This is a genomic window from Nonomuraea angiospora (assembly GCF_014873145.1).
GTDB classification, from domain to species: Bacteria; Actinomycetota; Actinomycetes; order Streptosporangiales; family Streptosporangiaceae; genus Nonomuraea; species Nonomuraea angiospora.
This window is the reverse complement of record NZ_JADBEK010000001.1, coordinates 5,207,352-5,233,440: the sequence shown is the minus strand read 5'-3', so window position 1 is coordinate 5,233,440 and position 26,089 is coordinate 5,207,352. Positions and strand designations below refer to the sequence as shown.

The following is a 26,089-nucleotide window of genomic DNA, read 5'->3' as shown; positions in this document are numbered from 1 at the left end:
CGAGTGCTTGAGCCCTTGAAGGGCTCAGCCGCCGCAGGGTAGCGCTCCGTCTTGTCGACGATCATGACATGGGGCGACTTCCTTGGGGTGCGGAACTATCGGCGGGCCCTGGCTCTCCCCGCTCTGCGGGGGCCTCTGCGCCGGACCGACGCGGACGCCTGCCGGATGCCCGGTCACGACCGACTCCGCTGCGTCGATGCACTGCCCCTGCCTGCCGGCGGAGGGCATGAGCAGACCAACGCCTTCCTTTGGGAGTGCAGTTCGGCTGTGAAGCCGGCTTTGCGGGCGTGTCTAATCCAAGGGCTTCTGATCTGTGGCGGAATGGTCCTTTTGGACCTGTTGTGCGGGGGGCCGCTCGTCACGCTCACCATCAACACCCTGAGCGGTTGGTTCATCTCTGCCAGGCGGCGGAGCGATCTGACTGTGGACCTCGTTTTGGGACAAGTTCGAAACGTAGGGGCGTACCAATCGGACGGAGGTGCTGCGCTGCTGAGAGTCGTGGTCGCCGTTCCGCAGCTTGATCTGAGCCCTGCCAAGGTCGAATCTGACGGCCTGGATCTCCCTGCGGGCGGCCCTGGCCTCAGCTGTTAGTTTCTGGATGACTCCTTCGGCTTCCCGAAGTTGAGCTGCCCCTTTTTCGTATTCTGCTTTCGTCTCTTTGAGGCTCTGAAGTGCGTCCTCCAGTTCGTCCTCCTTGTCGAGGAGTAGTTTGTTGCTGGCCGCTGCTGCCTGGTGTTCTCCGGCTAGCATGTCTTTGAGGAGCTCGAGCTCATCTTGCATGCCTGCGAGCCTGCGTGTCATTTGAGCATGTTCCCTTGGGCATGGCGTGCGCAGGGCCTCGTCGTGTTCGTTCTGCTGGGGGCGCTGAAGACGTTTTACGAGGTCGCGCCATGCATTCCATTGCTCACGGGGAACGTCTAAGGCATACAGAATGCCGATCAGATGGCTGGTTTTAGGTTGCTGGCCTTTCGTGAACACCCGCTGCAGGCTGGATCTGCTGACGACGCGGTCCGAGCGAAGCTCGCCCTCTCGGCTGGCGCGGTCCATTTTTTCATGCAGGTCGCGGAAGCTCTGCCTATCTTTCGTTGCTCGTATCGCTCTCAGTACGTCAACTGCTTCTTCCCATGTCCTGATGGCACTTAGATCATCGGCTGATTCTTCTTCGCACATAGCACGAGCACTCCTCCTTCCCCTGAGATGCAGTGTGGGCCGGCACGGGAATCGGCCCCTTGATGACGTGATGGTACCGACCGCCGGCTCGTGAACGAGCGTTTACAAAGCCGAGTCCGATGTCCCAGTTAGTCCCAGCTCGGCGTTCGACGTGTGCAGACAGTGTCCCAAAGTGTCCTCGCCCGATCTTTGCACACCCAGACGGTCCACGGCTGTCCTAAGCGCAGACGTGTTGGCTTAAGCCGTCCCGACGCTGCCCGACGGCTAGCAAGATTGCGATTTACGGGTTTAACTGATCGCGCCGAAGGAGCGCCGCTTGTCCAGTCTCGGGGTGAGCTCCTGTCCGCGCCCATCTCTCTCCCAGGAAAGGGGAGCATCACCATGCATGGGAAATGTCGGCGAGTCTTGGCCGTGCTTCTCTTGGTCGCGGGATCCGTGTTGGGGGTTTTGGCGTTTCTCAACCCCGGTCTGGTCATCGTTCTAGGCTCGCTCGCCGCCATCGTCGCGGCCATCATCGCTACTTACCGCGCCCTCCTGGGAGGAGGTGGGGATGACCCGCAAAGTAAGGCGTAACCTGTAGTTCATAGATGTCGAGGGGTCCAGGTGATGTCATCCCGGACCCCTGGGCGCCGATCGGTCCTCTGAGCACCGTGTCGTCGGTGGTGAGGGCGCGTGGCCGGTGCCCGTCGCGCTGCGCCGGCCGGTCCAGGGTGCGCTCGTTGCTGGTCGAGGATGCCGAACGCGTCCTGCCACACGCGGTGGGCGGCATCGAGATCTCCGGCGTCATGGTGGGCGTCGCCGAGCGCGTGGAGCGCCCCGCCTTCGAAGGACCTGGTCCCGAGCTCGCGGAACAGCTCCAGCGCCCGCTCGAAGCGCGTGACCGCCTGGACGAAGTGGCCGAGGCGGCGGTGGATGTAGCCGAGACTGTCACGGGTCGTTGCCTGCTCTGACGGTCGGCGATCTCCTCGTAGAGGGTCAGGGCCTGGTGGCGATGGAGGAGAGCTTGCTGAGCCTCGCCCAGGTGGGTGCGGCGCCGGCCGATGGCGCGTTGAGCGCGGCGGCCGCAAGCAGATCAGCACTCATGATTGTCGGGCCGGGCGGCGTGGATTCGGCGGCTCAGGCTTGTCGGGGGGAGCGGATCAGCAGGGTGGCCAGTGCTTCGTCCGGGCCGACGGTGCTGTAGATGTGTGGGACGTCGGCCTGCCAGGAGATGTGCTCGCCTGGCGCGGCCAGCAGGGGGGCGTCGGCCGGGCCGGCGCGCAGCACGCCCGCGTAGACCGTGACGTGCTCGGTCACGCCGGGGGCGTGGGGTGGCGAGTGTTGCACGATGCCGGGGCGGACGCGCATGCGCAGCAACTCGTACGTTGCGGTCGGCTCCTCGAAGACCTCCAGCAGTGTGGCCGTGACGGCGGCGCCGGGCACGCGGACGGCCTCCGTGGGCGGTGCGCCGGGCTCCAGAACCAGGGCCGTCAACGGTACGCCCAAGGCTCCTGCCACCGCGTAGAGCGTCTCCAACGTCGGGTTGCGGGTGCCCAGTTCCAGGCCGGACAGGGTGGCCTTGCCGATGCCGGCGCTGCGGGCCAGCGCCGACAGGGAGATGCCGCGGGCCTCGCGCAATCGCCGCAGCCGGCTCCCGATATCCGTCTCACGGCCGTCCATCCGGCAATCCTTGCATTCCGCCGCCGCACTTGTCCCGCGGTGGCCACCTGGCTATGGTTCGTTCCGTAAACGGAACGATTGGGAGTCTGGCGACACTGAGGAGTGGGCGTGCGGGTGCAGGCCGTCATGGCGGGGCTGGTCAGCGCGGTGGTCGGCTACGCCAGTTCGTTCACCGTCGTGCTCGCCGGGCTGCGTGCCGTCGGGGCGACGCCGGGGCAGGCCGCGTCCGGGCTGCTCGCCCTCTGCTGCGGCATCGGGGCCGCGGCGATCTTCCTCGGGCTGCGATACCGCATGCCGATCAGCATCGCCTGGTCCACCCCCGGCGCGGCGCTGCTGGTGGCGACCGGTCCCGTACCCGGCGGCTTCCCGGCCGCGGTCGGCGCGTTCATCGTCTGCGCCGGGCTCATCGTCCTCGCCGGTCTGTCGCCCTGGCCGGCCCGGGCGATCGCCGCCATCCCGCGTCCGATCGCCGGTGCGATGCTGGCGGGCGTCATCCTCAGCCTGTGCACCGCACCGGTCCGTGCCGTCGTCGACATCCCGCTGCTGGCCGTGCCCGTCGTCCTGACCTGGGCGGTGTTGCAGCGGTACCTGCGGCAGTGGGCCGTTCCCGGCGCGCTCGTCGTGGCGGTCATCGCCATCGCGGTGCACGGGCCCGGCAACGGCCTGTCCGGCGCGGCGCTGCGGCCCGCGGTCGAGCTGACCACCCCGACGCTGAACCCGTCCGTAGTGGTGAGCATCGCCATCCCGCTGTTTCTCGTCACCATGGCCGCGCAGAACGTCCCCGGTATGGCGGTCATGGCGACATACGGGTACGCGCCGCCCCTGCGCCCGGTCCTCGTCGCGACCGGCCTGGCGAGCGCGGCGGCGGCGCCGTTCGGCGGTCACGCCGTCAACCTGGCCGCGATCACCGCGGCGATGACCGCCGGCCCGGACACCCACCCTGACCCCGGCCGCCGGTGGATCGCGACGGTTGCCCTCGGCACCGGACAGCTGACGCTCGGCCTCGGCGCCGGCCTGGCCATGGCTCTGGTGCTGCTGTCCCCACCCGTGCTGGTCACCGCGGTGGCCGGCCTCGCGTTGCTGTCGGCGCTCGGCTCGTCGCTGGCCGGTGCGGTCACCGAACCGGAGGGGAGGGAGGCCGCGGTGGTCACTTTCGTGGTCACCGCGTCGGGGATGACGATCCTGAGCATCGGCGCGGCGTTCTGGGGCCTGGTCGCGGGCGGCCTGACCGCACTCCTGCTGCACAGGCGACCGCCATTGGAACAGCGACCGTCCTCCACCGCTCAACCCGGGGCGGAACGTCTCGAGAGCCGGGTGGCTGGTATGTCGGCCGATCGGTCGTCGTAGTGGAAGTGGTGTTGTCCAACGGACGGCCGAGCATCGAAACATCCCCGTGCCGTCATGTCCCGACTTGCCCGAACGTAACGGATGGACGATCGCCGAGCGCGCCGGGGAATGGTCGCCTGCCGCCACCCAGCGGTTGCTGAACCGGGCCCGCTGGGACACCGCCGGCGCGATGAGCATGATGCGCCGCTTCGCCGTCGCTCGGTTGGACACCGCCGCCCCGCCCGCCTGTTCTGGATACAGCCCAAGGGAGTGTGCCGGGCAGGTCGGCCAAGCCTTCCAACCCTGCTCGGTGATCACTGCCTGGGCGAGATCGGCGATCAGTGCAAGGGCGGCAGCCGAGGCTTTCTGCGGACCTTCGGTAACCGCGCGACTCCAGCGCCTTCTTCAATTCATCGGCGGCGAGGATCATGTGCTCGGCGAGTTCGTGCCGGAGCTGATCGGCAAGGTCACGTCGGAGTTCCGCGAGACGATACTCATCGTCGATGACGACATCGGCCGCCATGCCGGAGAATCCCAGCTCACGGCCGGTGGCTGCATCGCGCGGATGGGACCGATTCTGGAAGAACAGGCGGCGGATCCAGGTCGTCAAGGACGAACGGTCACGCCGAGGACGCGGAGACGCAGGCATCGTAGAACCTCCCAAGCAACAGGCTCAGCCGAATCGTAGAGTGCGACGCCGACCAGGCCCGCGCCGAGGGCACGGAGCTGGTCGGCGAGAACGGGCTGCCGGGTCGGCTGACCAAGCTGGTAGTGGCGTATGCGCCCGGGTTCGAGGCCCGACGTCTATCAGAACGGGTCCATGCCCGGATGAGCTTTCACCCGGTCATAGATGCGACGCAACCACGGCTGCCGAACCGCCGCCAGCCGCTCCAGCGCGCTGAGGAACACTCGCCCATCGGGACTGAAAAGACTGTGCGGCAGCAGCGGGGGTGGATCATCGCGGCGAACGTCGGCAGGCATCCCGTACGCCGCCGGCACGAGCCGCCGATCGTCGTTGAAGGCCATGTACGTCCACACGTCCGCGGCCAGCGGCACCACCGCTCCTGCGTCGCACGGCCATACCTCACCGGTCTGCGGATGCCGCGGCACCAGGGCGATGTCCGTGATGTCGGCGGACAGGCCGGGCCCGGCCAGGACGAGGTGTCGTTCCGGTGGCCCCGGAGGGAGCAGACTGTCGATCGCTCGGCGAAACGCCTCTGCGACAGGCCCTTCAGGGACGGACACCCGCTTACCACCCGAGACCACCAGCAGGTGCGCCAGTGCCACCGCGACCGCAGCCTCCCACGGTGGGCTCCAGAAGCCACGCTGATCAACGGGCGGCGTGCTCGGCAGTTCCTCCCAGTCCATCACTCGCTGGACGGGGCCATCGACGGCGACAGGGCGTACGGAGTCCGGTTCCAGCCACACCACCTGCCAGAACCCGCAGTCGTCGACGCGGGTCGCCACCGGACGGCCACACCCCGCGCAGGCCAGGTTGGGACCGTACTGGCCGTCCCAGCCGCAACAGCAGCCGCCCAACCGCTCCGGGATGAAGACGGTTCCGCGGACGTCGCCCGGCGCGATCCCGATCCTGTTCGGGGGTCCCGTGATGCAGTACGTCTGTAGTCGGACGCCATGCTCTTCCGGCTCGGGCTGCAATGGTCGCCAAGGCCGGCCGTCTCCGGTGTCCACCGCGTATGTTCCTGGCTCCAGAAGACCGGGGAGCAGGCCATGGCCGTACTTCTGGCCAGAGTGGTCGGGAAGCGCCACTCTCGACAGCCTCGCGGTCATCACGGCGCCGCATCCTGCACAGGCGAAAACGACCAAGCAGCCTCCTTCGTCGAGACGATGCGATCATGGTGGCGCAAATCCCCCTACTTCTCCAGGGTTAGAACGTGGCCTCGAACGCTCCATCGACACCGTCAGCGCCAACTCGGCGGAGTTGGTCCTGGCGCCGGGAAGCCGCGGAGAACGGCGTCGGTGAGGTCGATGAGCTGATCGTTGACGGGATCTGCCGCGTGCCATGGTTTTGGGCATGGTCGTGTCGATCCCGGAGGGATGGATGGTGACGGCGAGAGGCGGCGTTCGTAGGCGGCATCGACCGGGCGGTGGAAGGCTTCGGTGATCGTTTAATCTGTCGGGGTGGCGGACATATCTCAAGATCTCGCATTGCCCACTGCCCTGGACGAGGTGGCGCAGGTCGGCTTCGAGTGGGAGTGGGACGAGGAGACCGACGAGGCCCGCGGCTGTGACTTCGAGCCATACGACCAGTTCGAGGAGCCCGACCGGACGGCGTGGTGGTTCCGCCTGTGGACCGGCAACCAAGAGGTCGACGGCAGCGAGTTCCGCTTCTTCGGCGCGACCGGGACGGGTGACTACGTTGGCTTCTGGCTGGTACGGCCCGATGCGGCGATCATCGATCAGCCCGTTGTCTATATCGGTTCCGAGGGCGAGCGTGGTGTGATCGCTCGGGATCTCGGCGACCTCCTCTGGCTGTTCGCCGCCGGTCTGGGCCCCGGAGAGGCATTCAGGGATCCCGACTTCCCTGCGGAGCCGAATGAGGCCTTCCGCGCGATCGCCGAGCGACACGCACCCGGCCGCCGCCGTGCCCCCAACCAGATCGTGGCCGCCGCACGAGCGGAGTTCCCGCAGTTCTCGGATCTCATCGACGCGATGTGCCGCTGAGTACGACTCACGATTCCTTCGTGCGCTCAGGACAGCGTCGAGGCAGGCCCTTTCCGCATAGGGCTGGATGAGGCGCACGCCGGCCATGGTCCGCGACGGCGGCGGCCTGCACGAGTACTGGAACCCGCTGACCGGCCGTCGCGCGGGGCCGCCTTCGGCTGGTCGGCCGCCCTCTTCCTGGACCTCGCTCAGGAAGGCTGACCGGGGTGGCGCTGTCTGCGTGCTGCCGGCCGCCGTTCAGCCCGCCGGGCGGGCCCTCTCCATCGCCGCGGCCACGGACGCGGCCGCCTGCCCGAGGGCCTTCGTCCCGGACCGCGGGCCGCTGTAGGTGAACGTGGCGGTGACGTTGGCCATGCGGAACACCATGTTGGCCGTGTACGTGCCGTTCGCCCGGTAGACGGACGCGAACGACTCCTCCCCGACCACCGGAGTCCGGCTGAACTTGATGTCCGGATGCTCGTCCCGCAGATCCTGAAAGGTCTGCTTGATGCCGACGAAGTTGGCTTTGGCCCCCTTGAGGGTGGGGACCCGGAAGAGCGAGACGGCCGCGAAGGAGCCGTTGGTGCCGAAGTACTGGCAGATCTTCCGGTCCTTATAGTCGTTCTTGAGCGCGCTGCCGAGCAGCGCGCTGACCTGAGCGGGGGTCAGCACGCGGCAGGAGTGCAGGCCGGTGCCGAAGAGCGGTTTCCCGGCCGGTGAGGACGACACGGGCTTGGCCGGCGAGGTGGTGCCGCGGGTCGGCTCGGGGCCTGCGCTCTCCCCGGGACGGCTCATCCCCCAGATCACCGCGCCCGCCGTAAGGGAGAGCGCGAGAACCAGCGCGCCGCCCACGACGGCGAACCGGCGCCCCGTGGAGGCAGGCCGCCGCCGAGCCGTTGGGCGGGTGTCCGCGGGAACGTCGCCCTGGGCCACCGCCTGCAACCACGCCGCCGCCTGCGCCGGAGGGCAGCGCCGCTGGGGCTCCTTCTCCAGCAGCGCGGCGAGGACGGGCGTGAGCGCGCCGGCCCGCTGCGGGGGTGCGGGCTCGTGCAGCAGCACGGCCGCCATCACGGCCGCCGCATTGGGGCCGGTGTAGGCGGATCTGCCCTCCACCGCCGTGTACAGGGTGGCTCCGAGCGACCACAGGTCGGCCTCCGGGCCGTCGACCTCGCCACGCAACCGCTCCGGCGCGATGTAGCCGGGCGAGCCGTTCAGCAGGCCGGTCTGGGTCAGCGCGGCGTCCCCCGCCACGGTGGCGATGCCGAAGTCGGTCAGCAGCACCCGCCCGTCCTGGGTGAGCAGAACGTTGCCCGGCTTGACGTCGCGGTGCAGGACCCCCATCGCGTGCGCGGCGGCCAGCGCGTCGAGCACGTGCCGCCCGACCCAGGCGGCCTGGGCGGGCGGCAGCGGCCCGTCCTCGCGTACGATCCGGTCGAGGGAACGGCCGTTGACCAGCTCCATCACGATCCACGGCCGGCCGCTGTCCATGACGACGTCGTGCACCGTGACGATCGACGGATGCGAACGCAGCCGCGCCGCGGCCCGCGCCTCACGCAGGGTCCGCTCGGTCAGCTCGGCCCGGGACGCCTCGTCCAGATCGGCGGGCAGCCGTACCTCCTTGACGGCGACCTGCTGCCGCAGCAGTTCGTCGACGGCCAGCCACACCGTGCCCATGCCGCCCTGGCCGAGCTCCGACATCAGCGAATAGCGGCCTGCCAGCATCATCGTCATGCCACCGCCGTGCGGCAGGGCGCGTCATCGTCGCATAAGTGGGCCGTTCGCGGTCCGGGCCCGGCGGGCGCGAGTTTCTCCACTGGCTGTTCCTCCAGATGCGGGTGTCGCAGGGGTCGGCCGGTGCGAGCCGACGGCTGTGTCCCGGAGCCGGGCCTGCGGATGCCGCTCGGCATGCGGCGAAGCCCGTGGTGGGAAGGGCACACCGTAACATGCGCGACGTCGGGCTCGCGGCTCAGGACGATCATCTGAGGGGGCGGCTCTCTTCTTGACCGTCTTCTCCGACCGTCAGGCCCGGTCAGCCCGTCGGACGGTGTCTCCACTGGGTGGTCAGCTCGGTCAGGCTGCCGCATCCGGTCTTCTCGAGGACGCGGGTGAGGCGTTCCTCGACCGTGCCCTCGCCGACGTTCAGGCGCCGCGCGATGTGCCGGTGGTCCAGCCCGAGCACCGCCAGTTCGGCCACGTCGCGCTCAGCTGAGGTGAGGTCCCGTACGAAGGCCGGCACGGGCTTCGCGTCGAAGTACGGGCTCAGCAACGGGCCCAGCGTGGCCGCCATCAGCAGGTCGCCCGGCTCGATGGCGCGCCGATCACCGTCGAACGGCACCCCCAGCGTGCTGACCGCGCCCGTGGCCGGGGACCTGACGACGATCTTCAGCATGTCGTCGATGCCGTGGCGGCGCAGGAACGTGTCGGCGAAGTCCCGCTCCGGCCCGGTCGCCCGAAGGCGGAGCTGTCCGAGGGTCGCCACACCGCGGCGGGTCAGGCAGACGACCCCGTCGTGCGAGGCGAACGGATTGTTCAACCGCCAGCGCTCGGCGTACTCCTCCACGAAGTCCGGCCGGAACCTGGTGAGGTACTGCTCCTCGCCGTCGCTTCCCAGCGCCAGGTACGCGGGGTTCTCGGCCACGAACGCGTCGATCCACCCGAGATGCACGGCCACGGCCTCGGCCAGCACCGGATAGAGCTCCCCATCCCGAGCCCCGGCCACTTGCTCCAGCACCTTGATGAGCCTTCGGTATTCCAGCTGTTCCACGGGTCCGCCATCGCACTTGTTGATCGCTTCGGGGGAGCAGCCGGTGTGGTGGGCTGCGGGCGTTCTCGCCTGCTCAAGGATTCCGTAACGGACGGTCGTTCACCTATTACTTGGGCAAGGAAGCCGCTGCAAAAGCCCATGTCACACGCCACTTCCCGGTCGCGAATGATGGCGGATCCGGCAAATGCCTCAACCGGCGAGCGCGCCCTGAGCGTCAGACGGACAACAGGCCGTGGGAGAGCTGATCGGCGGCCCAGCCCTCCCACTGCGCCGTGGTCCACCCGCATTCCCGCCTCATCACCAGAAACAGATCCGGCGACAAGATCCCGACGGTGACGTCGGTGGCCAGGTGCTCGGTCAGGTCGGGCCGCAGGGCCCGCAGGCGGGCCAGAATGGCGATGATCTCGCCGTGGGCGGTGTGCCGCTGCTCGCTGTTGGCGGCCCATTGGGCGGCCATGTCGGGGTCGCCGGCCGCCGCGTCGCGGACCACCGCCAGGACGGGGGCGACCCGGTCGAGGATGACCCCGCTCTGGTGCACCCATCCTCGTACGACCTCCGCCGGGTCCTGCGCCGCCTGCAACGCGGCGAACCAGGGCCGTTGGAGGAGCGGCACGGGCTCGTCGTCCCCGGCGGAGGCGACGTCGACCACGTGCTTGAGCAGCTGGCTCTTGGTCCCGTAATGGAAGTACACCGTCTGCACCGACACCTCGGCCGCGTCGGCGACGAGCTGGAAGGTCGTTCCGGCGTAGCCGCGCACCACGAACAGCCCTTGGGCGGCGTTCACGATGCGGCTTCTGGTCTGTGCGGAGCGCCGCTTCGGGCTCTTGACGTCTTCCATCAATTTAGAGTACCACTTTAGAGTATGACCTTAGAGTGGCACTACAAGAGGTGAATCATGGTGCTCTTAGGCGGGTTCCACCACGTCAAGCTCCCCGTCTCCAGCGTGCACAAGAGCCTGGAGTGGTATCGGCGCGTGCTCGGCCTCGAGGTGGCGATCGAGTTCGTCGAGGACGGCGTGCTGCGCGGCGTGGCCCTGACCGACACGGACCAGACGCTCATGATCGCGCTGCGCGAGGAGCCCGACCGGGCCGCCGGGTTGAGCGGGTTCGATCCGGTCGCGTTGGCCGTGCCGACCTTGCAGGCGCTCCACGCCTGGTCCGAGCACCTGGACGCGGTCGGCGTGGAGCACTCCGGCATCGCCGAAGGCAGCGTGGGATGGCTGGTCGGCGGCATCATCGACCCCGACGGCATCGAGCTGCGGCTCTACACCCGGGAGAGGCGGCCATGAGCGCGCTCCACCTGCCCGCCGGCGCCGGTGTCACCCGGCAGTTTCTCGGCACCACGATGACCGTGAAGGTGGGGGAGTCGGAGACCGGCAAGGCCCTGACCCTGATCGAGCAGGAGTGCCCGCCGAATTTCGCCACTCCCTGGCATGTGCACCAGCGCGACGACGAGGCGTTCTACGTGCTGTCAGGTACCGTCCAGCTCTACTGCGGCGACGAGACCTGGCAGGCCGGAGCCGGCGACTTCGTCCTGCTGCCGCGCCACCTGCCCCACGCCTTCGCCAACCGCCAGGACTCTCCGCTACGCCTGCTCCAACTGACGTGGCCGGCCGGCTTCGAACACTTCGCCGCCGACATCGCCGCCTGCGACCCCGACCCTGGCCTGCTGGCCGAGGTGGCCGCCCGCCACGGCTACGAGATCATCGGTCCACCACCGCACGCCACCCTGTGATCTCCTGCTGCCGGAAACGAGTGAAAGGAACGTTCCATGCAGAAGAAGCGCAAGATCTTAGCCGTGGCCGTGGGTGCCCTCACGCTGACGGCGTCCGCCGGGACCGCCCAGGCCCAGACCGCGCGTGCGCAGACGGCGCCGCCGTTCGTCGCCTACCACGACCTCACCTCCGCCCAGCAGACCGAGCGGTTCAACACCCTGCGCGCCCAGGGCTACCGGCCCATCACGGTCAACATCTCCACCGACTTCTCGGGCCGCATCCGGTACGCCGGGATATGGTCGACCTCAGGCCGCGCCATGGGCGGCGACCTTCCCTGGGTGATGTATCAGGACATGTCCGCAGACGGCTACCAGAGGCGGTTCGACCAGCTCGCCGCCCAGGGCTACCAGCCCGCCGTGGTCAGCGCCACCGGCTACAACGCCACCGCTCGCTTCGCCGCCATCTTCATCAAGAACCCCGGTTCCCGGTTCGTCGCCAAGCATGACCTCAGCCCCGCCCAGCTTCTCCAGATGACCGGGACCGCCCGCGAGAACGGCCTGATGCCGGCCTCGGTCGACGTGTACGGCACCGCCGAGGTCCCGCGCTACGTCGCGGTCTGGGTGGCCAACCCCAGCCGCGCCCGCTGGCTGGTCAGAACCGGCCTGACCCAGGAAGATCACGATTTCGAGTTCAAGAGCCATGTCGCGAAGGGCTACCGCCCCACCGCCATCGCGGTGAGCGGCAACAACCTTTACACCACCGTCTGGCGCAACGACAATCCCGGCGCCTGGTACTCCTACATCGGTATGACCGCCGCCGGTTACCAGAGCCGATTCACGGAGCTCAAGGCGAAGGGCTTCTACCCGATCAACATCAACGCCGAACGGGGCCGTTACGCCGCCATCTGGACCAAGTGACACGCGGTTTTGTCAGCGGCCGGTGGATCCGTCGATCCGCTCGCGGAGGATGTCGGCGTGGCCGGCGTGCCGGCCGGTCTCTTCGATCATGTGCACGAGGACCCATCGCATCGACGGTGCCGGCCCCGGGCGCGGGGGGCGCGGGGCGGGGAGGGCCAGATCTGGGCAGGCGTCGATGACCTGGTTCGCTCGCTCGACGGCCTCGCGGTAGTCGGCGAGCACGCCCTCGACGGTGTCCTGCGCGGACGGTCGCATGGTGGCGTCCCAGTCGCCGACGTCCTCGCCGAGGAAGTAGAACCGTTCGACGAACGCCAGATGCCTGAGCAGCCCGAGAAGGTTGGTGCCCGAGGGCACTCCGCCCGTTCGGACCTGCGGTTCCGGTGCGCCCGCGACCTTGTCCGCGACCGCGTCGCGCAGATAGTCGAGGAAGCCCCGCAGCGTGGCCTTCTCGTCGGCGCCGGTCCGGGGAGGCGTGGTGTCCTTGGGTCGCTGCGCGCGGTTCGGCGGCATCGAGTCGCTCCCTGGCGAGGTACGGGCGGTCATCCGGCGGTTCGCTGGATGAGCAGGACGTGGTCGATGACGGTGGCTGTCTGGCCGGCGGGTCCGGTGGCCGGACGGTGGGGCATGCCGGTGCGCAGGACGGTCCAGTGCGCGGGGTCGAGCGCGAGTTCGGCGGCGACCTCGGCGGGGGTGGGGTAGTGGAGGCCGGGGTCCTGGTTCCACGACCAGGGCGCGGTGGAGCCGTGGTCGACGATCAGCAGCAGACCGCCGGGGCGCAGGGCTCGTGCGGCGGTGCGCAGGACCTGGCCGCGGAGCAACGGGAACGGGGTGTGGAAGTACTGGGCGGAGACGAGGTCGAACCGGCCGGCCGGGAAGCTTCGGGCCAGGTCGTGCTGTTCGGTGGTGACCCGGTCGGTGAGGCCGAGTTCGTGGGCGCGTTCCCGCACCCGTTCGACGGCGGTGACGGAGATGTCCACGGCGGTGACGTGCCAGCTCCGCCGGGCGAGCCAGATGGTGTCGCCGCCGGCGCCGCAGCCCAGGTCCAGGGCGGCGCCGGGGGGCAGCGGCGCGGCGGTCTCGGCGAGCAAGGGGTTGACGCGTGCGTCCCAGGTACGGCGGGCGCGATAGTGCCGCTCCCAGAACAGCGCGGCGTCCTCATGAGTCGGGCCCCGATCGCTCGCAATGTCCTCATATGCCGTGCCCTGGTCGTCTGCGGCGTCCTCGTGTGTCGCAGCCTGGTCGCCCGCGGCGTCGGCGGTGGGTGGCCGGGAATCCATGTGAGTCGCCCCTTCGTCGGCCGGCGTGCCGAGCGCGATCCGATACGCACCTTGCCCGCCGGCGGTGTACCGGCAGCATGGTCGGCGCCGTCGCCGGCTTGCAAGAAAAGTTGCGGATCCGCATCATCGGGGACATGGACACCTCCGAAGACGTTCTGGCCGGAGTCGGGCCGCGGCTGCGTGCCCTGCGCCGGGCGCGGGGCGCCACGCTGGCGGCGCTGGCGGACGAGACCGGCCTCACCGCGAGCACGCTGTCCCGTCTCGAGAACGGCAAGCTCCGCCCCACGCTGGAGCAGCTGCTGCCGCTGGCCCGGGCGCACGGCGTCCCGCTCGATGACCTCGTGGCGGCGCCGCCCACCGGCGACCCGCGCATCCACCTGCGCCCGGTGCGGCGATCCGGGCTGGTGATGGTGCCGTTGACCAGGCGGGCGGGCGGCATCCAGGCGTACAAGGTGATCTATCCACCCGCCGGCCGATCGGCCAGGAAGAACCTGCGGACCCACGAGGGATACGAGTGGTTCTACGTCCTCAACGGGCAGGTCAGGTTCTTGCTCGGCGAGCAGGAGTTCCTGGTCGGCGTCGGCGAGGCCGTGGAGTTCGACACCCGCATCCCGCACTGGATCGGCAGCGCCGACGACCGGCCCGCGGAACTGCTCACCCTGTTCGGCGCGCAAGGGGAGCGCGCCCATCTGGCGCCGTCCAGGCGTTGACCGCCGCGGCCCTCCACCGGCCGGTCACCCGCGCGCGGCCTGCGAGGTGACGCGCTCGATGGCCTGGACGGCGACCTCGGGCTGGTCGACGTAGATGTAGTGCCCGCTGCCGGTGGCCGTGCTCAGCTTGCTGCCGCTGGACACCGCGAGCCACTTGCGCTGGCCCGCGGACCACGCCCGCTCCAGGCGCGGCCCGTACGTGGGGAGGGCCGCGAGGTACTGCTTCCCATGCTGGATCACCTCCACCGGGATGTTCCCGGCGGAGCGGACCTTCCCGTCGGTGATGACGAGCTTCTCCGGGTTCTGTCCCTGGAAGATCGCGAGGTTCTGCGCGCGCAACTCGGCCGCCTGACCGGTGGCGGACGCGGGGATCGCCTTCGAGATGTCGGCCACCATCGTGGGTGGTGTGGCGTCCATCAGGACCAGCCCCTTGACCCGGTCCTGATGGTCGGGGACGTACCTGGCGGCGATCAGCCCGCCCAGCGAGTGCCCCGCCAGGACGACCGGGCCGTCACCGGCGACCCGGTCGAGCACCGCGGTGAGAACCTTTCCGGTGCTGGAGAAGTCCTGAGGGCCGTCCGGTTGGTCGCTCGCGCCCGCGCCGAGCCGGTCGTAGGAGCAGACCCGGTTGCTCTTGCTCAGCGTCTTCTGGAGGGCGGCCAGTTTGTCCAGCCCGTCGCCTCCTCCGTGCATCAGCATGATGACCGGCCTGCCTTTCGCCGGGTCGCCCGAACACGACACGTTCACCGACCGGCCCGCGACCTCGATCTTCCTGGTTCCGGAGATCGGGCTCTGCGTGGTGGGGGCGAGCGGGTCCCAGTTCTCCAGCGAGTCGCTGTCGCAGCCGGTGACCCCCACACCGACCACGGTGCCGCACAGCGCGGCCACAACGGCTGACTTGAACTTGCGGAGCATGCTGTCCTCCAGTGAGAGACCTGTTCACCCGGCGGCTGAGGCGCCGTGCCAGGCCGTAACGCTATGGAGCCGACGGCTCCGGAATCGTCACCGCAGGGTGGACATTCGCCGGTAGCTCGCACGGGGGACAGGCGGCGGAGCCGGGCCGCTAGGCTCGTCCGATGATCGATCTCCGCCGGGTCCAGGCCCTGTGGCGGCGGTGTGACGTCACGGTACGGGACCTGCCGTTCGCGCTGCTGCTGACCGTCGGGTCACTCTTACCGGCGTTCCAAGGTCGCGGGACGCAGATCGGGGGGTTTCCGTCCCGCCCCTACGACGCGCTGGCCGTAGTGGTCATCGCTCTCGAGTGCCTCCCGCTCGCCGTGCGCCGGCGGTGGCCAGCCGCCGGGCTCGTCCTGGTGTCGCTCGGCTTCGCCCTCGACCAGCTCTTCGCCTATCACGCGGTGGCCGGCACCGCGCTGCCCATCGCGCTCATCAGCGCGGGCGCCCATCTGGAGCGTGGCCGGCGCGTCACCGTGATCCTGCTCTCCGCGGCGTACCCGCCGCTGATGATCGCGCTCGACCGGCTCGGCTCGAACGAGGGGCTGGCCGATATCGTGATGTTCTACCTGGCGCTGGTCCTCGCGTGGGGCATTGGGGCCTGGCTGCGCTCCACCCGGGCCGCCGAGGCCGAACGCCGCCGCCACGTCGCCGAGGCCACCCGCGCCGCCGAACGCACCCGCATCGCCCGCGAGCTCCACGACGTCGTGACCCATCACGTGACGGCGATGGTCGTACAGGCCGAGGCGGCACGCTACCTGACCGCCGACCCCGACCGCCTCGACGCGACCCTGACCGCCGTCACCGACACCGGTCGGCGGGCCATCGGCGATCTGCGGCACCTGCTCGACCTGCTCAAAGCCGACCACGACACCGACGCCGGGCCGCCGTCCGCCGGCGATCTGCACACGCTCGTGGAGCAGACGCGTCAGGCCGGGCAGCCGGTGAGGTTCACCGAGGAGGGCGAGCCCGCCGAATCGGCGGGCAGCGCCGAGTTCGTGGCCTATAGGGTCGTACAGGAAGCTCTGACAAATGCCCTCAAGTACGCCCACGGCAGTCACACCGAGGTCCGCGTGTGCTACGGCGAGAAGGAGATCACCGTGGAGGTCGGCACCGACGGGCCCGGCTCCGGGACCCGCTCTCCCGGCGGGAGCGGGCGGGGCCTGGCCGGGCTCCGCGACCGGGTCGACGCCCTGGGCGGCGAGTTCAGCGCCGGCCGGCAGGCGGGCGGCTTCGTCGTACGGGCCCGCATCCCCGCCGGGAGCGCGTCGTGACCGAGCCGGTCCGGGTCCTGGTCTGCGATGACCAGGCGCTGATCCGCACCGGGTTCGCGACGATCATCGGCGCGCAGCCCGACCTGGAGGTGGTGGGCGAGTGCGGGGACGGCCGCGCCGCGGTCGACCTCGCCCGCCGGCTGCACCCGGACGTCGTGGTGATGGACGTGCGGATGCCGGTGCTCGACGGCATCGGGGCGACCCGCCTGCTGGCCGGCGCCGGGGTGGCGCAGCCCGTCAAGGTGCTCGTGGTGACGACGTTCAACCTCGACGAGTACGTGTACGAGGCGCTGCGCGCCGGGGCGAGCGGGTTCCTGCTCAAGGACGCCCCGCCGGCGCAGCTGCTGCACGGCATCCGCACGGTCGCGTCCGGCGCCGCGCTGCTGGCGCCCGAGGTGACGCGGCAGCTCGTCGGCAGGTACGCCTCACGCATCCGCCCCGCCGAGGACACCCCGAACGACGTCGCGCTGACCCCGCGCGAGCTGGAGGTGCTGCGCCTCATCGCCGACGGCCTGTCCAACAGCGAGATCGCCGGGACGCTGGTGATCAGCCAGGAGACCGTCAAGACGTACGTGTCACGCATCCTCACCAAGCTCGACCTGCGTGACCGCGTGCAGGCGGTGGTCTACGCCTACCGCAGGGGTCTGGTGAGCTGAGACACGCGGTCAGTCGCCGACCGTGTGCCCGTGGTTGCGGCGCTGGACGTACAGGCGGTTGCCGTTCGGCCCCGTCCATTCCACCCGCACGATCCCGGCCACCGCCGTGTCGCCGACGCGCGACGGGTCGGACCAGTAGCCGAACCTGGGGTTGCGGAAGAACGTCGCCCACAGCTTCCCGCTGCGGTCCACGAAGAAGTTGTTGTGGCCGGCGCCGACACCCGCGGTCCACCGCTTCGAGTACGGTCCCTCGAACCTGTCCGAGACGGCGACGACCGCGTCGTACTGGTACTGCTCGCGACCGGCGCCGGCCGGGTCGTAGGCGTACCGGGTGCTGCCGTCGGCGTTGGCCGAGGATCGGTTCCAGGCGGCCTGGAGCAGGTAGTACTTGCCGCCGTACTTGAAGACGTACGCGCCTTCGAGATACGGCTCGGGCGTGTAGGGCACCTGCTGGAAGGCAGGGAGGCCGGTGGTCGGGACGATGTCCTCCATGTCGTCCCGGAACTTCGCGTACAGGTGGTTGTGCAGCACCAGCCAGGCGTCATCCCCCTCGGTGTAGAGGCTGCCGTCGATGTGGTGGTAGGCGCCGGGCAGGACGATGCCAGGCCCGCCGACGACGGGGTCGCCGAAGGGCTTGTCGTGGTTGCCCTGGACCAGCCGGTACGGGCCTTCGAGCCCGCCCTCGCTCACGAGCATGAACGAGCCGACCTTCCGCGAGTGGTCGCCCGTGCAGGCGACGATGTACCACTTGCCGCGAAAGAAGTGCACCTCCGGGGCCCAGGCATTGCCCCGCTTGCCGAACTGGTCGTCGTGCCAGTACTCCTGCCACGGCGCGACCACCATGCGTCCGGGCCGGTTCTCGTCGGCGAACTCGGGCGACCAGACCTTGCCCTTCTCGGCGCCGGGGCGGATGCCGGTGGTGTCGACCAGCGTCCACGGCCCGCGCAGGGACGGGGACACCCACACGAAGATGCCGTCGTTCCACGGCGCGGCCGCTTCCAGCCCGGGCACGCGGGTGGTGCCGGTGGCGACGTAGACCGGACGGCCGTTCACGACGAAGCAGTTGACGTAGGTGTCCCGCATCCAGACCCGGCCGAGCTCCTTGTCACGGGGGCGGAGCTCCAGCGGGAGGATGTAGGAGTTGTCCTCGCGCGGCCACAGGTCGAGCCGGGTGTCGGCGAGGCCGTAGGGCTCGAGGTCGGGCCAGTTCGAGGGGTATCGCTTCAAGGCGGCGGTCATCGGCGTCGCCCGCGCGGCGGTCGCGGGCAGCGCCGCCGCCCCCAGAAGGCCGGCGGCGCCCGCCAGCAGGGACCGCCGGTCGACGTTCAACCTGTTGTCGGCATCAGTCATCACTCACGTCCTCCACGTCAGCGCCCTTCCGGTGCGCAGCTTGCGGAGAGTGTGCCGAGTCGTTGATATTTCGTCAATAACCCGGAAAAAATAGCCCGTGATCGCGCAGGTGAAGTCACAGGGAGAAAAACGCAGGTGACGTCGTTGTGGACAAAACAGCTTTACGGGCTTGCCGGATCGACGGCGGCTGAGCGTACCGTGCCCCCGCCGGCCACCAGCGCGACGATCGTCTGGCCGGCCGCGGCCACGCACATCAACATGATCGGTGCTCGCCAGCCGGAGCTCACCGTGTGCAGCAGCCCGAAAACCACCGGCCCGGCGGCGGCCAGCAGGTAACCGATCGACTGCGCCATTGCCGACAACGCGCCCGCCACGCTCGCGTCCTGGGCGCGCAGGCTGATGAAGGCCAGCGCGAGCACGAGGCAGGCGCCGCCGCCCAACCCGAGGACGACACTCCACAGCAACGCCAGTCCCGGCGCCGCGAAGAGTCCGAGGTAGCCGAGGAGCATGACCGCCGAGCAGATCGTCGCCAGCGCGCGCTGGTCACGTGCCCACCGCATCGCGCCGGGCACCGCCAGGCTGGTCAGCACCGCGACCGCCTGGAACAGGAACAGCAGCCAGCCCGCGGTGGCCGCGCTCATGCCGTTGTCCTGGAAAACCTGGGGCAACCACGTCACGATGACGTAGAAGCCCAGCGACTGCAGTCCCATGAACGCCGTGACCGCCCACGCCAGCCCGGAACCCCACGGCAACCGGTGTCCGCGAATCGCCTGCGCGGCACGCCGCGGAGCCCGCAGCTGGGGAAGCCACAGCAGGACGGCCGCCAGCGCGAACAACACCCAGCAGCCCAACGCGGTGTACCAGCCGCCGGGGGCGACCTCGCTGATCGGCACCGCCACCCCGGACGCCACCGCGGCGACACCGCCCATCACGGTGGCATAGGCGCTGGTCAGCAGACCCACCTTGGTGGGGAAATCGCGCTTTATGAGGCTTGGCAGCAGCACATTGCCCACGGCGATGCCCGCTCCGATCAGCACGGTCCCCCCGAACAGACCGCCCGCCGCCGGCACCCATCGGAGCGCGATCCCCAACGTCAGCACCACGAGCGCGGCACCGAGCAACTGCTCGGCTCCCCACCGCGCGGCCAGCCGGGGCACCAGCGGGGACAGCACCACGAACGTCAGCAACGGCAGCGTGTTCAGCAGGCCTGCCACGGCCGGGGCCAGGCCCAGATCGGCCTGCACCTGATCCAGCAGCGGTCCGACGCCGGTCAAGCTCGCCCGCAGGTTCGCCGCCACCACGAGCAGCCCCCACACCAGCAACGCCTGACCGGAACGCCGCGTCGACGTACTCTCCATGCACCCACGATCGAGCCGTGCCGTGGCCGACAGCCAGGCCGGGCTCAGGCTAGCCCCCGTAGGGCCACGCTCCGCACTGTGCGATCACCGGGCGGCCCGGTAGCGTGTCGACGTGGGGACGCCACTGGGGGATTTCATCCGAGCCAAGCGCGACAGCATCCAGCCGGAATCCCGTGGACTGCCGGACCGCGGTCGCCGCCGGTCACCGGGTCTGCGCCGGCTGGACCTCGCCGCATGGGCCGGCATCAGCGTCGAATACCTGACCCGCATCGAGCAGGGCCGTGACCGCAATCCGTCGCCGTCGGTCATCAACGCCCTCGCCGACGCGCTGCGCCTCAGCCCTCCGGAGCGCAACCACCTGCGCTACCTCGCGAAGATCACCGGAGACGAATGCTCCGTCCACATCCGTCCTGTGCCACCCTCCCGGCAGGTGCGACCGTCCGTCTTGCGGACACTCCACCTCCTCGAACCCGGCGTCGCCATCGTGACCAACCGGCTGGGCGACCTCCTCGCCCACACCGGCGGCTACGAGCTGGTCACCAGCGGCACCGGACTGCTCGACGCCGCCCATCCGAACCTCAACCGCTACCTGTTCACCGACCCCCGCGCCCGGACGTTCTTCGCCGACTGGGACGACATCGCGGACGAGCAGGCCTTCGACCTGTGGCAGGCGCCGTCCCTCGAGAACCTCGAGTGGCTCACCGCGGAGCTCGCGCCCATCGCCGGGCCCGACTTCACCCACCGCCTGAAGCGTCATGTGGTGCCGCGACGTGGCGTTCTCCGGCTCAACCATCCGGCCGGGCACCAGCTTCGACTGCTTCGCGAAACGCTCGAACTGCCCGCGGAGGCCCAGCAACTCGTCGTCTTCCTCCCGGCCGACGACCAGACGGCCGAGGCCGTCGACGAACTCCGGCACCGGTCCCACGGCCGGCTCCGGTCCATCTCCTGACACCGCGAGCATCCGGATTCTCGTCAGCGCGACGAGGTGGTGTCGCGGGTCGATGAGCCACTGGAGCTGCAGCCCGTCCCACAGGGCCACAAGGGACTCGGCGATGCCCTTGGGAACCCTGGCGTTGGAGATACGACCCTCGTCCTGGTCCCGGCGGACGGCGACCGCGAGCAGTCCGATCGTCCGCTCGTACCTGTCGCGGAACCACTCATGCGCCGGATGATCCGGCGCCGACGACTCCGACCATCTGAGCCTGCTCCGCGTGCTCGGCCACGACGACTTCGTGCCCGCCGCTGACACCCGTATGAGGCGCGGTTTACTCGGCGTCGAGCTGGTGATCGGCCCAGACGTAGGTTTCGGGCAGCAACTCGGTGATGGGGACCGTCCGGATGCGGTCGTCGTTGCCGACGATGACCTTGAGAGCGGGGAAGTAGTCGAGAAGGACCTGACGGCAGCGGCCGCATGGGGGGACGACGCCCCGGTCGCGGTCGCCCACGGCGACGACGGTCTCCAGCTCGTAGGCGCCCTGGGCGGCCGCCGCGCCGATGAGGACCAGCTCGGCGCAGGGCCCTCCGGTGAAGTGGTAGGCGTTCACCGCGGTGATGATCCGGCCGTCACGGGCACGGGCCGCGGCCGCCATGGTGTGGTTGTCGCCCCGGCATCGGGTGCGCGCGACGTGCGCCGCGGCCTGGACGAGTTCGTGGTCGACGTGGTGGGTCTGCATCGAGTGATCCTGAGTGTGTTATTCATTGCCGGCCCTTGGCTTCACAGGGTCCATGGCGGGGGTAGTTCCTCCCTCTAAGGGGCGATCTTGGGCTCCAGGAGGAGGTCGGCGATGTACGCAATGGTACGGCGGTACGAAGGGGTGACCGATCCCGCCGAGGCCGGACGTCTGGTGAGTGAAGAGTTCGTGCCGCTCATCCGCCCGATCCCTGGGTTCGTGGCCTACTTCTGGGTTGACGCCGGGGACGGGGTGATGCTCTCCACCAGCGTCTTCGAAGATCAGGCTGGAGCCGAAGAATCGACCAAGAAGGCTGCGGACTTCGTACGGGAGCGCCTTTCTTCCCTGTTCCCGAACCCTCCCCAGGTCACGGCCGGTGAGGTTGTGGCATCCGGGTAGCGGCTGCCTACCCCCGTGGTGCGGCATAGCGGTGTCCGGGCCCCACGACCGGCGTCTGGGAAAGGGCAGGGAACTATCTCCCCATTGCCGCTCGTCATCGCGAATAGACGCCAAACGGGGAGGGCGGCAATGCGCGGAGACGCGACCGTCGGCGGCAAGGGCAAGGGCAAGGGCAAGGGCAAGGGCACGGGCGAGGGCGGGAGCGGGTGAGGGCGCGGGCCGAGGAGATCGAACGCGAGCTCGCCGATGAGGACTCGGCTGTCAACGGGGCGTGCGTAAGGCCCGCCGCATGCGTAACGTCGAACTGCTTGGCGGGTTCCTGCCCGTGGTGGCGGTCGCCGCGGCGACGGGCATCTGGCTCGCCCCCTTGTCCTGGCCGGCCCTGATCACCGGTGTGCTCTATGCCGGCCTGGTGTTCGTGTTCGGGGGGATTCCGACGCCGACGGCGCCGAGTGCGGTTGTCGCGGCGGCCTCGAAGCCGGTGGCCTGGAAGGTGGCGACGGCGTTCTGCCGGGCCTGGCTGACGGCGAGGGGCTGGGTGCTGATGCCGGGGAAGTGCCCGCGGCTCGGGTCGGTCACCGTTGCCAGGCCGAAGACCTCGGGCAGGTCCAGGAGGTCGTGCGTGGAGGCGAGGGTGAAGCGCGGGACCGTGACGTTCAGTACGTCGTCGGGGGCGTGGTCGCGGCCGTGACGGACGGTCATTCCGGGGCCCGGGCTGCCCGCGCGCAGGAGGCCGGCCGGGGTGGTGGGATGGAGTCCGGCCAGTACGTCCATGGCGGCCGTGAGGACCTGGCCGGGTTTCATCGAGTCGTCACCGAGAACGAGGTGGACGTCGATTCCATCCGTGCCCATGACGCGGAGCAAGGAGAGCGGGCCGGTGGGGGTGTCGGCGACTCCGGCGCGGTCGAGTACGTGGGTGCTGCGGCGTAGGACGTGGATCTCACGTCCGGCCCACGGGCCGGTCTCGAACAGGTCGATGCCGTCAGTGAACGGGCGTAGCCAGGTGGTGCGAACGGTCAGCGCCATGGCCAGGACGAGGAGCACGTGGTCGGTCAGCTGGAGGGGCATGTCGGCGATGAGCCCGCCGGTCTGCTCCTTGGCCCAGGCGTCGAGCCGGAGCTGGTCCGCGGCGGGATCCGAGGTCAGCTCGCCGTGTACGCCTGCGGGAAGCGTGGCGAGCCAGGCCGGATGCAGCGGCAGGTCCGGCCGGGTCCACAGGCCCAGTGCCGATCGGATCGCCGTGGATCCGTCCATGATCGACAGTACGGATCGGGCCGCCTGGGACGCGGTGGCGGCGTCCAACCCGACGGCCTCCTGCAGCTCCCCGCGACCCCGTCCCTCGGCTGCCGATGCCAGGTGGGCCAGCAGGGGCCATGCCGCCGCGCCGGCCATCACGACCGATCCCCCCGAACAGGTCTTCACCCACCGGGCGGTCAATGCATTCGCCGCGGTCACCGAGTCGTGCTGCCAGTTCATAGGCAAAAGTCCTGTTCCGAAGGGAGACCTTAAGAGATCCGTAAGGTCGTTCCGCGAGGCTACAGAACATCAGAGCGGCTGAGCCGGACGGCTCCGCCCCTTTCTTGGAGGAGCATCATGAGGACGATCGCTGCAAGCCTGTTCATCTCGCTCGACGGGGTCATCGACGAGCCCGCGCAGTGGCATTTCCCGTACTTCAACGACGAGATGGGCGCCGCCGTGACGGCGCAGATGGCCGACACGTTGCTCCTGGGGCGCAAGACCTATGACAGCTTCGCCGGAGCGTGGCCGGAGCGGGAGGCCGAGGGCGGCGAGGACGCGGGCTTCGCGAAGACGCTAGGTGACGCGCGGAAGATCGTCGTGTCGCGCCAGCCCCTGGAGTTCACCTGGCGCAACTCCGAGCTGCTCCAGGGCGACCTGGTCGAGGCCGTGACCGCGTTGAAGAACGAGCAGGGCGGCCGCATCGCCATGAGCGGCTCGGTGTCGGTGGTCCGCCAGCTGCTGGCCGCCGGGCTGCTGGACGAGCTGCACCTGCTGGTGCACCCGATCGCCGTCCGCAAGGGCGAGCGCCTGTTCGACGAAGGGGAGAGCTCCATCCCGCTGGAGCTGATCAAGTCCGAGACGTTCACGACGGGTGTGCTCTACCTGGTCTACCGGCCCGCCGGGGGGAGCGGTGACGCCTCCTACGACGACGCCAAGGCCCACCTGTCCCAGGGCGACCAGTAGCCGGTGCGGTCTCCGGCACCGGCTCGACGGCACGGACCGCGCGTCGCGTCAAAGATGCGCATGGAACGGGCTCGGCGACCCCTCCCAGGTCCGCAGGGTCTTCACCGTGTGCCGCGCCACCGACCCCAACCCCCTGCTCGGTCACGCGACGAGCATGCTCATCAACGCCGCCGAATCCCTGCACCAGCGCGCGGACCTGCCCATCGCCGTGTGAGCCCGACCTCCGCGGCCGGCGCTCAGGGACCGAGCAGCGGCTCGACGACGTCCCACGCGGGAGGCGCCGGCCACGCGCTGCCCTCCGCCGCCTCCAGTCCGAGGACCGCGCAGGCCAGCAGGTGCTCGCCGGGCGGCAGCTCGCCCGTCAGCGTGGGGATCGTGGTGCGCGGGACGAACACGTTGGTGCCGGGCAGGGGCGTGACGAGGGCTCCTTCCCGCAAGCCCGTCAGGTCCTCGATCACGCACAGGCCGTTCGGCGAGTCGAGCCGGGCCCGCCCGGGGCCGGCGTCGACCCGGGCCGGCGGCCGGTCCCGGTCGACCGCGAAGGCGCCCTCGGCCGTGCGCAGCGCCCGCCCGGTCCTGATCCGGTGCACCCGCACGTGCCACGGCGGCAGCGCCACCAGCCAGGTCTCGATCTCCACGTCGTCCCAGGGCGTCCAGCGCGAGTGCAGCACGCCGTCGGCGGCGGAGACGTGGTCCGGCAGCTCGCACGGCCGCCAGTGCTCGCCGTCCTCGCTGAGCGCCAGCGTGCTGTCGAAGGCGCCCTGTTCGAGCCCCAGCGTCCCGGCGGGCACGCTGAAGCCGAACCGCGTGGAGTAGGCGAACTTGGCGTACTTGGCCGCCCCGTGCCGCATCCACGGGGCGTGCTGCCCCGCGCTCAGCAGCACCACGTGCCGCCCCTCCTCGCAGCGCAGCAGCGCCACGCCCGCCTCCGGCTGGGTGCTGACGTCGGGCAGCGGCGGCGCGTCGGCCTCCTTGGCGGCCCAGAACGGGTGCTCGGCGGGCAGGGCGAGCGGCAGGAACGCCTTCATGGCCCAGTAGGGAGAGCCGGGCGCGTTGTACTGCTCGGCCAGGTGCGGCTGGGGGTAGCCGTAGCCGATGGTGAGCAGCCCGGCGGTGTCGCGAATGGGCCGGTCGGCCCACCAGCGCAGGTTGCGCAGCAGGTGGCCCTTGGTCACCTCCCACGGCAGCGCCTCGACCCCGGCGAAGGCCAGCGCCCCCCAGAACGCCGACTGCGCGAAGCGGTAGGTCAGGCTCCTGCCGAACGGGACCGCGACCCCCTCGCTGGTGAACCAGTGCTGGAAGTCGTGGGCGAAGGCCGCAGCCCGCTCGCGGAAGCGCCCGGCCCTGGCCGGGTCGTCGCCGAGCGCCGCGTAGATGAGGCCGTAGTAGTGCATGGCGAACGGGATGTAGTAGTCGCGCTGCCACTTGGGCCCGTCGGTGTACCACCCGCGCCCGAGGTCGAACTCCTCCAACCGGTCGAGCCTGGCCGTGTTGGCGTCGCGGTCGTGGGCGACCCCGACGCGGTCGAGCCCGAGCCCGACCATGACCGGGAAGAACAGCCAGTTGTTGTCGTTGGGCTCCACGGTGACCGCGTGCCGCAGCCAGGCGGCCACGGTGTCGCGCTGCGGGCCGGTCAGCGGGTCCCAGACCTGCTCGGGGGCCAGGGCGAGCGCCAGGCCGATGGCGGCGGTCTCGACCAGCCGCTGGTTACGGTCGAAGGCCGCGCCCCAGTAATCAGGGTGCTCGGGGTCGGTCCCGGCGGCCAGCCCGGCCCGCCAGAGCTCCCAGTGGTCGAACGTCCCGCCGCCGGCCGCCAGCGGCGCCAGCCCCCACAGCGGGCGAGCAAACGCTTCCAGCTCGGAGGCGGCCACGTCGTAGTGCGCAGTGTTGAACCCCAGCCGCAGCCGCCCCCCGCCCGCGCCGAATCTGGTGGTCAGCGGTGCGACCAGGTCGAGGACCTGCCGCTGGAGATCGTCTCGGTCGCTGCCAGGCCGCCCTGCGCGGTCGTCGGTGTGCACGGGTTCT

The 26,089-nt window shown here is 69.9% G+C and carries 27 protein-coding genes; 12 read left to right on the top strand and 15 right to left on the bottom strand.

Annotation, left to right across the window (positions count from 1 at the left end; translation table 11 throughout):
* Positions 1–291: 291 nt before the first annotated feature.
* From H4W80_RS23625 to H4W80_RS23615, 3 genes are all read right to left on the bottom strand, one after another.
* The gene (locus tag H4W80_RS23625; protein ID WP_192787089.1) at positions 292–1,170 is read right to left on the bottom strand and encodes a hypothetical protein; all 879 of its coding nucleotides are present in this window, start codon (positions 1,168–1,170) and stop codon (positions 292–294) included.
* Between the two features lie 581 nt (positions 1,171–1,751).
* Complete coding sequence (locus H4W80_RS64595) at positions 1,752–2,249, bottom strand: tetratricopeptide repeat protein (protein ID WP_192787088.1); 498 nt, start codon at positions 2,247–2,249, stop codon at positions 1,752–1,754.
* 37 nt (positions 2,250–2,286) lie between these two features.
* The gene (locus tag H4W80_RS23615) at positions 2,287–2,829 is read right to left on the bottom strand and encodes an XRE family transcriptional regulator (protein ID WP_192787087.1); all 543 of its coding nucleotides are present in this window, start codon (positions 2,827–2,829) and stop codon (positions 2,287–2,289) included.
* 108 nt (positions 2,830–2,937) lie between these two features.
* Here H4W80_RS23615 and H4W80_RS23610 point away from each other — a divergent pair, with 108 nt between their 5' ends.
* Both H4W80_RS23610 and H4W80_RS23605 read left to right on the top strand, forming a co-directional pair.
* Positions 2,938–4,176, top strand: coding sequence for a benzoate/H(+) symporter BenE family transporter (locus H4W80_RS23610; RefSeq protein ID WP_318787021.1), 1,239 nt, complete (start codon positions 2,938–2,940; stop codon positions 4,174–4,176).
* A gap of 64 nt (positions 4,177–4,240) precedes the next feature.
* Complete coding sequence (locus H4W80_RS23605; RefSeq protein WP_192794447.1) at positions 4,241–4,843, top strand: hypothetical protein; 603 nt, start codon at positions 4,241–4,243, stop codon at positions 4,841–4,843.
* A 119-nt stretch (positions 4,844–4,962) separates the two neighbouring features.
* Here H4W80_RS23605 and H4W80_RS23600 read toward each other — a convergent pair whose 3' ends face one another.
* Complete coding sequence (locus H4W80_RS23600) at positions 4,963–5,982, bottom strand: hypothetical protein (protein WP_192787085.1); 1,020 nt, start codon at positions 5,980–5,982, stop codon at positions 4,963–4,965.
* Between the two features lie 342 nt (positions 5,983–6,324).
* Between H4W80_RS23600 and H4W80_RS23595 the strand changes: the two genes are divergently transcribed.
* Positions 6,325–6,840: an SMI1/KNR4 family protein gene (locus tag H4W80_RS23595; RefSeq protein WP_225963618.1), complete on the top strand. Its 516-nt coding sequence runs from the start codon at positions 6,325–6,327 to the stop codon at positions 6,838–6,840.
* 237 nt (positions 6,841–7,077) lie between these two features.
* Here H4W80_RS23595 and H4W80_RS23590 read toward each other — a convergent pair whose 3' ends face one another.
* From H4W80_RS23590 to H4W80_RS23580, 3 genes are all read right to left on the bottom strand, one after another.
* Positions 7,078–8,550, bottom strand: a complete 1,473-nt coding sequence (locus tag H4W80_RS23590) for a serine/threonine-protein kinase (protein WP_192787084.1) — start codon at positions 8,548–8,550, stop codon at positions 7,078–7,080.
* 298 nt (positions 8,551–8,848) lie between these two features.
* The gene (locus H4W80_RS23585) at positions 8,849–9,583 is read right to left on the bottom strand and encodes a helix-turn-helix transcriptional regulator (RefSeq protein ID WP_192787083.1); all 735 of its coding nucleotides are present in this window, start codon (positions 9,581–9,583) and stop codon (positions 8,849–8,851) included.
* 214 nt (positions 9,584–9,797) lie between these two features.
* A complete protein-coding gene (locus H4W80_RS23580) occupies positions 9,798–10,421 on the bottom strand; it encodes a TetR/AcrR family transcriptional regulator (RefSeq protein ID WP_225963617.1) in 624 nt (207 codons plus the stop codon).
* A 57-nt stretch (positions 10,422–10,478) separates the two neighbouring features.
* On the opposite strand from H4W80_RS23580, the gene H4W80_RS23575 reads away from it, so the two are divergent.
* The 3 genes from H4W80_RS23575 to H4W80_RS23565 are packed head-to-tail and all read left to right on the top strand — an operon-like array spanning position 10,479 to position 12,214.
* A complete protein-coding gene (locus tag H4W80_RS23575) occupies positions 10,479–10,871 on the top strand; it encodes a VOC family protein (protein WP_192787082.1) in 393 nt (130 codons plus the stop codon).
* On the top strand, positions 10,868–11,317 hold the full coding sequence (locus H4W80_RS23570; RefSeq protein ID WP_192787081.1) for a cupin domain-containing protein: 450 nt from the start codon (positions 10,868–10,870) through the stop codon (positions 11,315–11,317). The genes H4W80_RS23575 and H4W80_RS23570 overlap by 4 nt, the downstream gene beginning before the upstream one ends.
* Positions 11,318–11,353: 36 nt before the next feature.
* Positions 11,354–12,214: a hypothetical protein gene (locus H4W80_RS23565; RefSeq protein WP_192787080.1), complete on the top strand. Its 861-nt coding sequence runs from the start codon at positions 11,354–11,356 to the stop codon at positions 12,212–12,214.
* A gap of 12 nt (positions 12,215–12,226) precedes the next feature.
* Here H4W80_RS23565 and H4W80_RS23560 read toward each other — a convergent pair whose 3' ends face one another.
* Both H4W80_RS23560 and H4W80_RS23555 read right to left on the bottom strand, forming a co-directional pair.
* A complete protein-coding gene (locus H4W80_RS23560) occupies positions 12,227–12,724 on the bottom strand; it encodes a DinB family protein (RefSeq protein ID WP_192787079.1) in 498 nt (165 codons plus the stop codon).
* Between the two features lie 29 nt (positions 12,725–12,753).
* Complete coding sequence (locus H4W80_RS23555) at positions 12,754–13,491, bottom strand: class I SAM-dependent methyltransferase (RefSeq protein ID WP_192787078.1); 738 nt, start codon at positions 13,489–13,491, stop codon at positions 12,754–12,756.
* Between the two features lie 134 nt (positions 13,492–13,625).
* Here H4W80_RS23555 and H4W80_RS23550 point away from each other — a divergent pair, with 134 nt between their 5' ends.
* Complete coding sequence (locus tag H4W80_RS23550; RefSeq protein WP_192787077.1) at positions 13,626–14,201, top strand: helix-turn-helix domain-containing protein; 576 nt, start codon at positions 13,626–13,628, stop codon at positions 14,199–14,201.
* Between the two features lie 24 nt (positions 14,202–14,225).
* Here H4W80_RS23550 and H4W80_RS23545 read toward each other — a convergent pair whose 3' ends face one another.
* On the bottom strand, positions 14,226–15,116 hold the full coding sequence (locus H4W80_RS23545) for an alpha/beta fold hydrolase (RefSeq protein WP_192787076.1): 891 nt from the start codon (positions 15,114–15,116) through the stop codon (positions 14,226–14,228).
* A 161-nt stretch (positions 15,117–15,277) separates the two neighbouring features.
* On the opposite strand from H4W80_RS23545, the gene H4W80_RS23540 reads away from it, so the two are divergent.
* Together H4W80_RS23540 and H4W80_RS23535 are read left to right on the top strand one after the other, a co-directional pair.
* Entirely contained in the window at positions 15,278–16,429 is a 1,152-nt protein-coding gene (locus tag H4W80_RS23540; RefSeq protein ID WP_192787075.1) for a sensor histidine kinase, read from the top strand.
* Entirely contained in the window at positions 16,426–17,085 is a 660-nt protein-coding gene (locus H4W80_RS23535) for a response regulator (protein ID WP_192787074.1), read from the top strand. Before H4W80_RS23540 ends, H4W80_RS23535 begins: the two co-directional genes overlap by 4 nt.
* A gap of 9 nt (positions 17,086–17,094) precedes the next feature.
* Here H4W80_RS23535 and H4W80_RS23530 read toward each other — a convergent pair whose 3' ends face one another.
* Both H4W80_RS23530 and H4W80_RS23525 read right to left on the bottom strand, forming a co-directional pair.
* The gene (locus H4W80_RS23530) at positions 17,095–18,435 is read right to left on the bottom strand and encodes a family 43 glycosylhydrolase (RefSeq protein WP_192787073.1); all 1,341 of its coding nucleotides are present in this window, start codon (positions 18,433–18,435) and stop codon (positions 17,095–17,097) included.
* Between the two features lie 161 nt (positions 18,436–18,596).
* The gene (locus H4W80_RS23525) at positions 18,597–19,793 is read right to left on the bottom strand and encodes a CynX/NimT family MFS transporter (RefSeq protein ID WP_192787072.1); all 1,197 of its coding nucleotides are present in this window, start codon (positions 19,791–19,793) and stop codon (positions 18,597–18,599) included.
* 112 nt (positions 19,794–19,905) lie between these two features.
* Between H4W80_RS23525 and H4W80_RS23520 the strand changes: the two genes are divergently transcribed.
* Positions 19,906–20,742 carry a helix-turn-helix transcriptional regulator gene (locus H4W80_RS23520; protein ID WP_192787071.1) on the top strand — a complete coding sequence of 279 codons (837 nt, stop codon included), beginning with the start codon at positions 19,906–19,908 and terminating at the stop codon, positions 20,740–20,742.
* 316 nt (positions 20,743–21,058) lie between these two features.
* Here H4W80_RS23520 and H4W80_RS23515 read toward each other — a convergent pair whose 3' ends face one another.
* A complete protein-coding gene (locus H4W80_RS23515; protein WP_192787070.1) occupies positions 21,059–21,466 on the bottom strand; it encodes a cytidine/deoxycytidylate deaminase family protein in 408 nt (135 codons plus the stop codon).
* Positions 21,467–21,577: 111 nt separating this feature from the next.
* On the opposite strand from H4W80_RS23515, the gene H4W80_RS23510 reads away from it, so the two are divergent.
* Positions 21,578–21,862 carry a hypothetical protein gene (locus H4W80_RS23510; protein WP_192787069.1) on the top strand — a complete coding sequence of 95 codons (285 nt, stop codon included), beginning with the start codon at positions 21,578–21,580 and terminating at the stop codon, positions 21,860–21,862.
* 399 nt (positions 21,863–22,261) lie between these two features.
* Here H4W80_RS23510 and H4W80_RS23505 read toward each other — a convergent pair whose 3' ends face one another.
* The gene (locus tag H4W80_RS23505) at positions 22,262–23,338 is read right to left on the bottom strand and encodes a serpin family protein (protein ID WP_192787068.1); all 1,077 of its coding nucleotides are present in this window, start codon (positions 23,336–23,338) and stop codon (positions 22,262–22,264) included.
* 117 nt (positions 23,339–23,455) lie between these two features.
* Between H4W80_RS23505 and H4W80_RS23500 the strand changes: the two genes are divergently transcribed.
* Positions 23,456–24,064 carry a dihydrofolate reductase family protein gene (locus H4W80_RS23500; RefSeq protein WP_192787067.1) on the top strand — a complete coding sequence of 203 codons (609 nt, stop codon included), beginning with the start codon at positions 23,456–23,458 and terminating at the stop codon, positions 24,062–24,064.
* 236 nt (positions 24,065–24,300) lie between these two features.
* On the opposite strand, the gene H4W80_RS23495 is transcribed toward H4W80_RS23500, so the two are convergent.
* Complete coding sequence (locus H4W80_RS23495; RefSeq protein ID WP_192787066.1) at positions 24,301–26,082, bottom strand: DUF2264 domain-containing protein; 1,782 nt, start codon at positions 26,080–26,082, stop codon at positions 24,301–24,303.
* Positions 26,083–26,089 lie beyond the last annotated feature (7 nt).

What these genes read in the sequence shown, in the direction of transcription:
- H4W80_RS23625 (WP_192787089.1), bottom strand. Translation starts at nt 1,170, where the DNA reads ATGTGCGAAGAAGAATCAGCCGATGATCTAAGTGCCATCAGGACATGG.
- H4W80_RS23615 (WP_192787087.1), bottom strand. Translation starts at nt 2,829, where the DNA reads ATGGACGGCCGTGAGACGGATATCGGGAGCCGGCTGCGGCGATTGCGC.
- H4W80_RS23590 (WP_192787084.1), bottom strand. Translation starts at nt 8,550, where the DNA reads ATGACGATGATGCTGGCAGGCCGCTATTCGCTGATGTCGGAGCTCGGC.
- H4W80_RS23580 (WP_225963617.1), bottom strand. Translation starts at nt 10,421, where the DNA reads ATGGAAGACGTCAAGAGCCCGAAGCGGCGCTCCGCACAGACCAGAAGC.
- H4W80_RS23575 (WP_192787082.1), top strand. Translation starts at nt 10,479, where the DNA reads ATGGTGCTCTTAGGCGGGTTCCACCACGTCAAGCTCCCCGTCTCCAGC.
- H4W80_RS23570 (WP_192787081.1), top strand. Translation starts at nt 10,868, where the DNA reads ATGAGCGCGCTCCACCTGCCCGCCGGCGCCGGTGTCACCCGGCAGTTT.
- H4W80_RS23565 (WP_192787080.1), top strand. Translation starts at nt 11,354, where the DNA reads ATGCAGAAGAAGCGCAAGATCTTAGCCGTGGCCGTGGGTGCCCTCACG.
- H4W80_RS23560 (WP_192787079.1), bottom strand. Translation starts at nt 12,724, where the DNA reads ATGCCGCCGAACCGCGCGCAGCGACCCAAGGACACCACGCCTCCCCGG.
- H4W80_RS23555 (WP_192787078.1), bottom strand. Translation starts at nt 13,491, where the DNA reads ATGGATTCCCGGCCACCCACCGCCGACGCCGCGGGCGACCAGGCTGCG.
- H4W80_RS23550 (WP_192787077.1), top strand. Translation starts at nt 13,626, where the DNA reads ATGGACACCTCCGAAGACGTTCTGGCCGGAGTCGGGCCGCGGCTGCGT.
- H4W80_RS23545 (WP_192787076.1), bottom strand. Translation starts at nt 15,116, where the DNA reads ATGCTCCGCAAGTTCAAGTCAGCCGTTGTGGCCGCGCTGTGCGGCACC.
- H4W80_RS23540 (WP_192787075.1), top strand. Translation starts at nt 15,278, where the DNA reads ATGATCGATCTCCGCCGGGTCCAGGCCCTGTGGCGGCGGTGTGACGTC.
- H4W80_RS23530 (WP_192787073.1), bottom strand. Translation starts at nt 18,435, where the DNA reads ATGACTGATGCCGACAACAGGTTGAACGTCGACCGGCGGTCCCTGCTG.
- H4W80_RS23525 (WP_192787072.1), bottom strand. Translation starts at nt 19,793, where the DNA reads ATGGAGAGTACGTCGACGCGGCGTTCCGGTCAGGCGTTGCTGGTGTGG.
- H4W80_RS23515 (WP_192787070.1), bottom strand. Translation starts at nt 21,466, where the DNA reads ATGCAGACCCACCACGTCGACCACGAACTCGTCCAGGCCGCGGCGCAC.
- H4W80_RS23510 (WP_192787069.1), top strand. Translation starts at nt 21,578, where the DNA reads ATGTACGCAATGGTACGGCGGTACGAAGGGGTGACCGATCCCGCCGAG.
- H4W80_RS23505 (WP_192787068.1), bottom strand. Translation starts at nt 23,338, where the DNA reads ATGAACTGGCAGCACGACTCGGTGACCGCGGCGAATGCATTGACCGCC.
- H4W80_RS23500 (WP_192787067.1), top strand. Translation starts at nt 23,456, where the DNA reads ATGAGGACGATCGCTGCAAGCCTGTTCATCTCGCTCGACGGGGTCATC.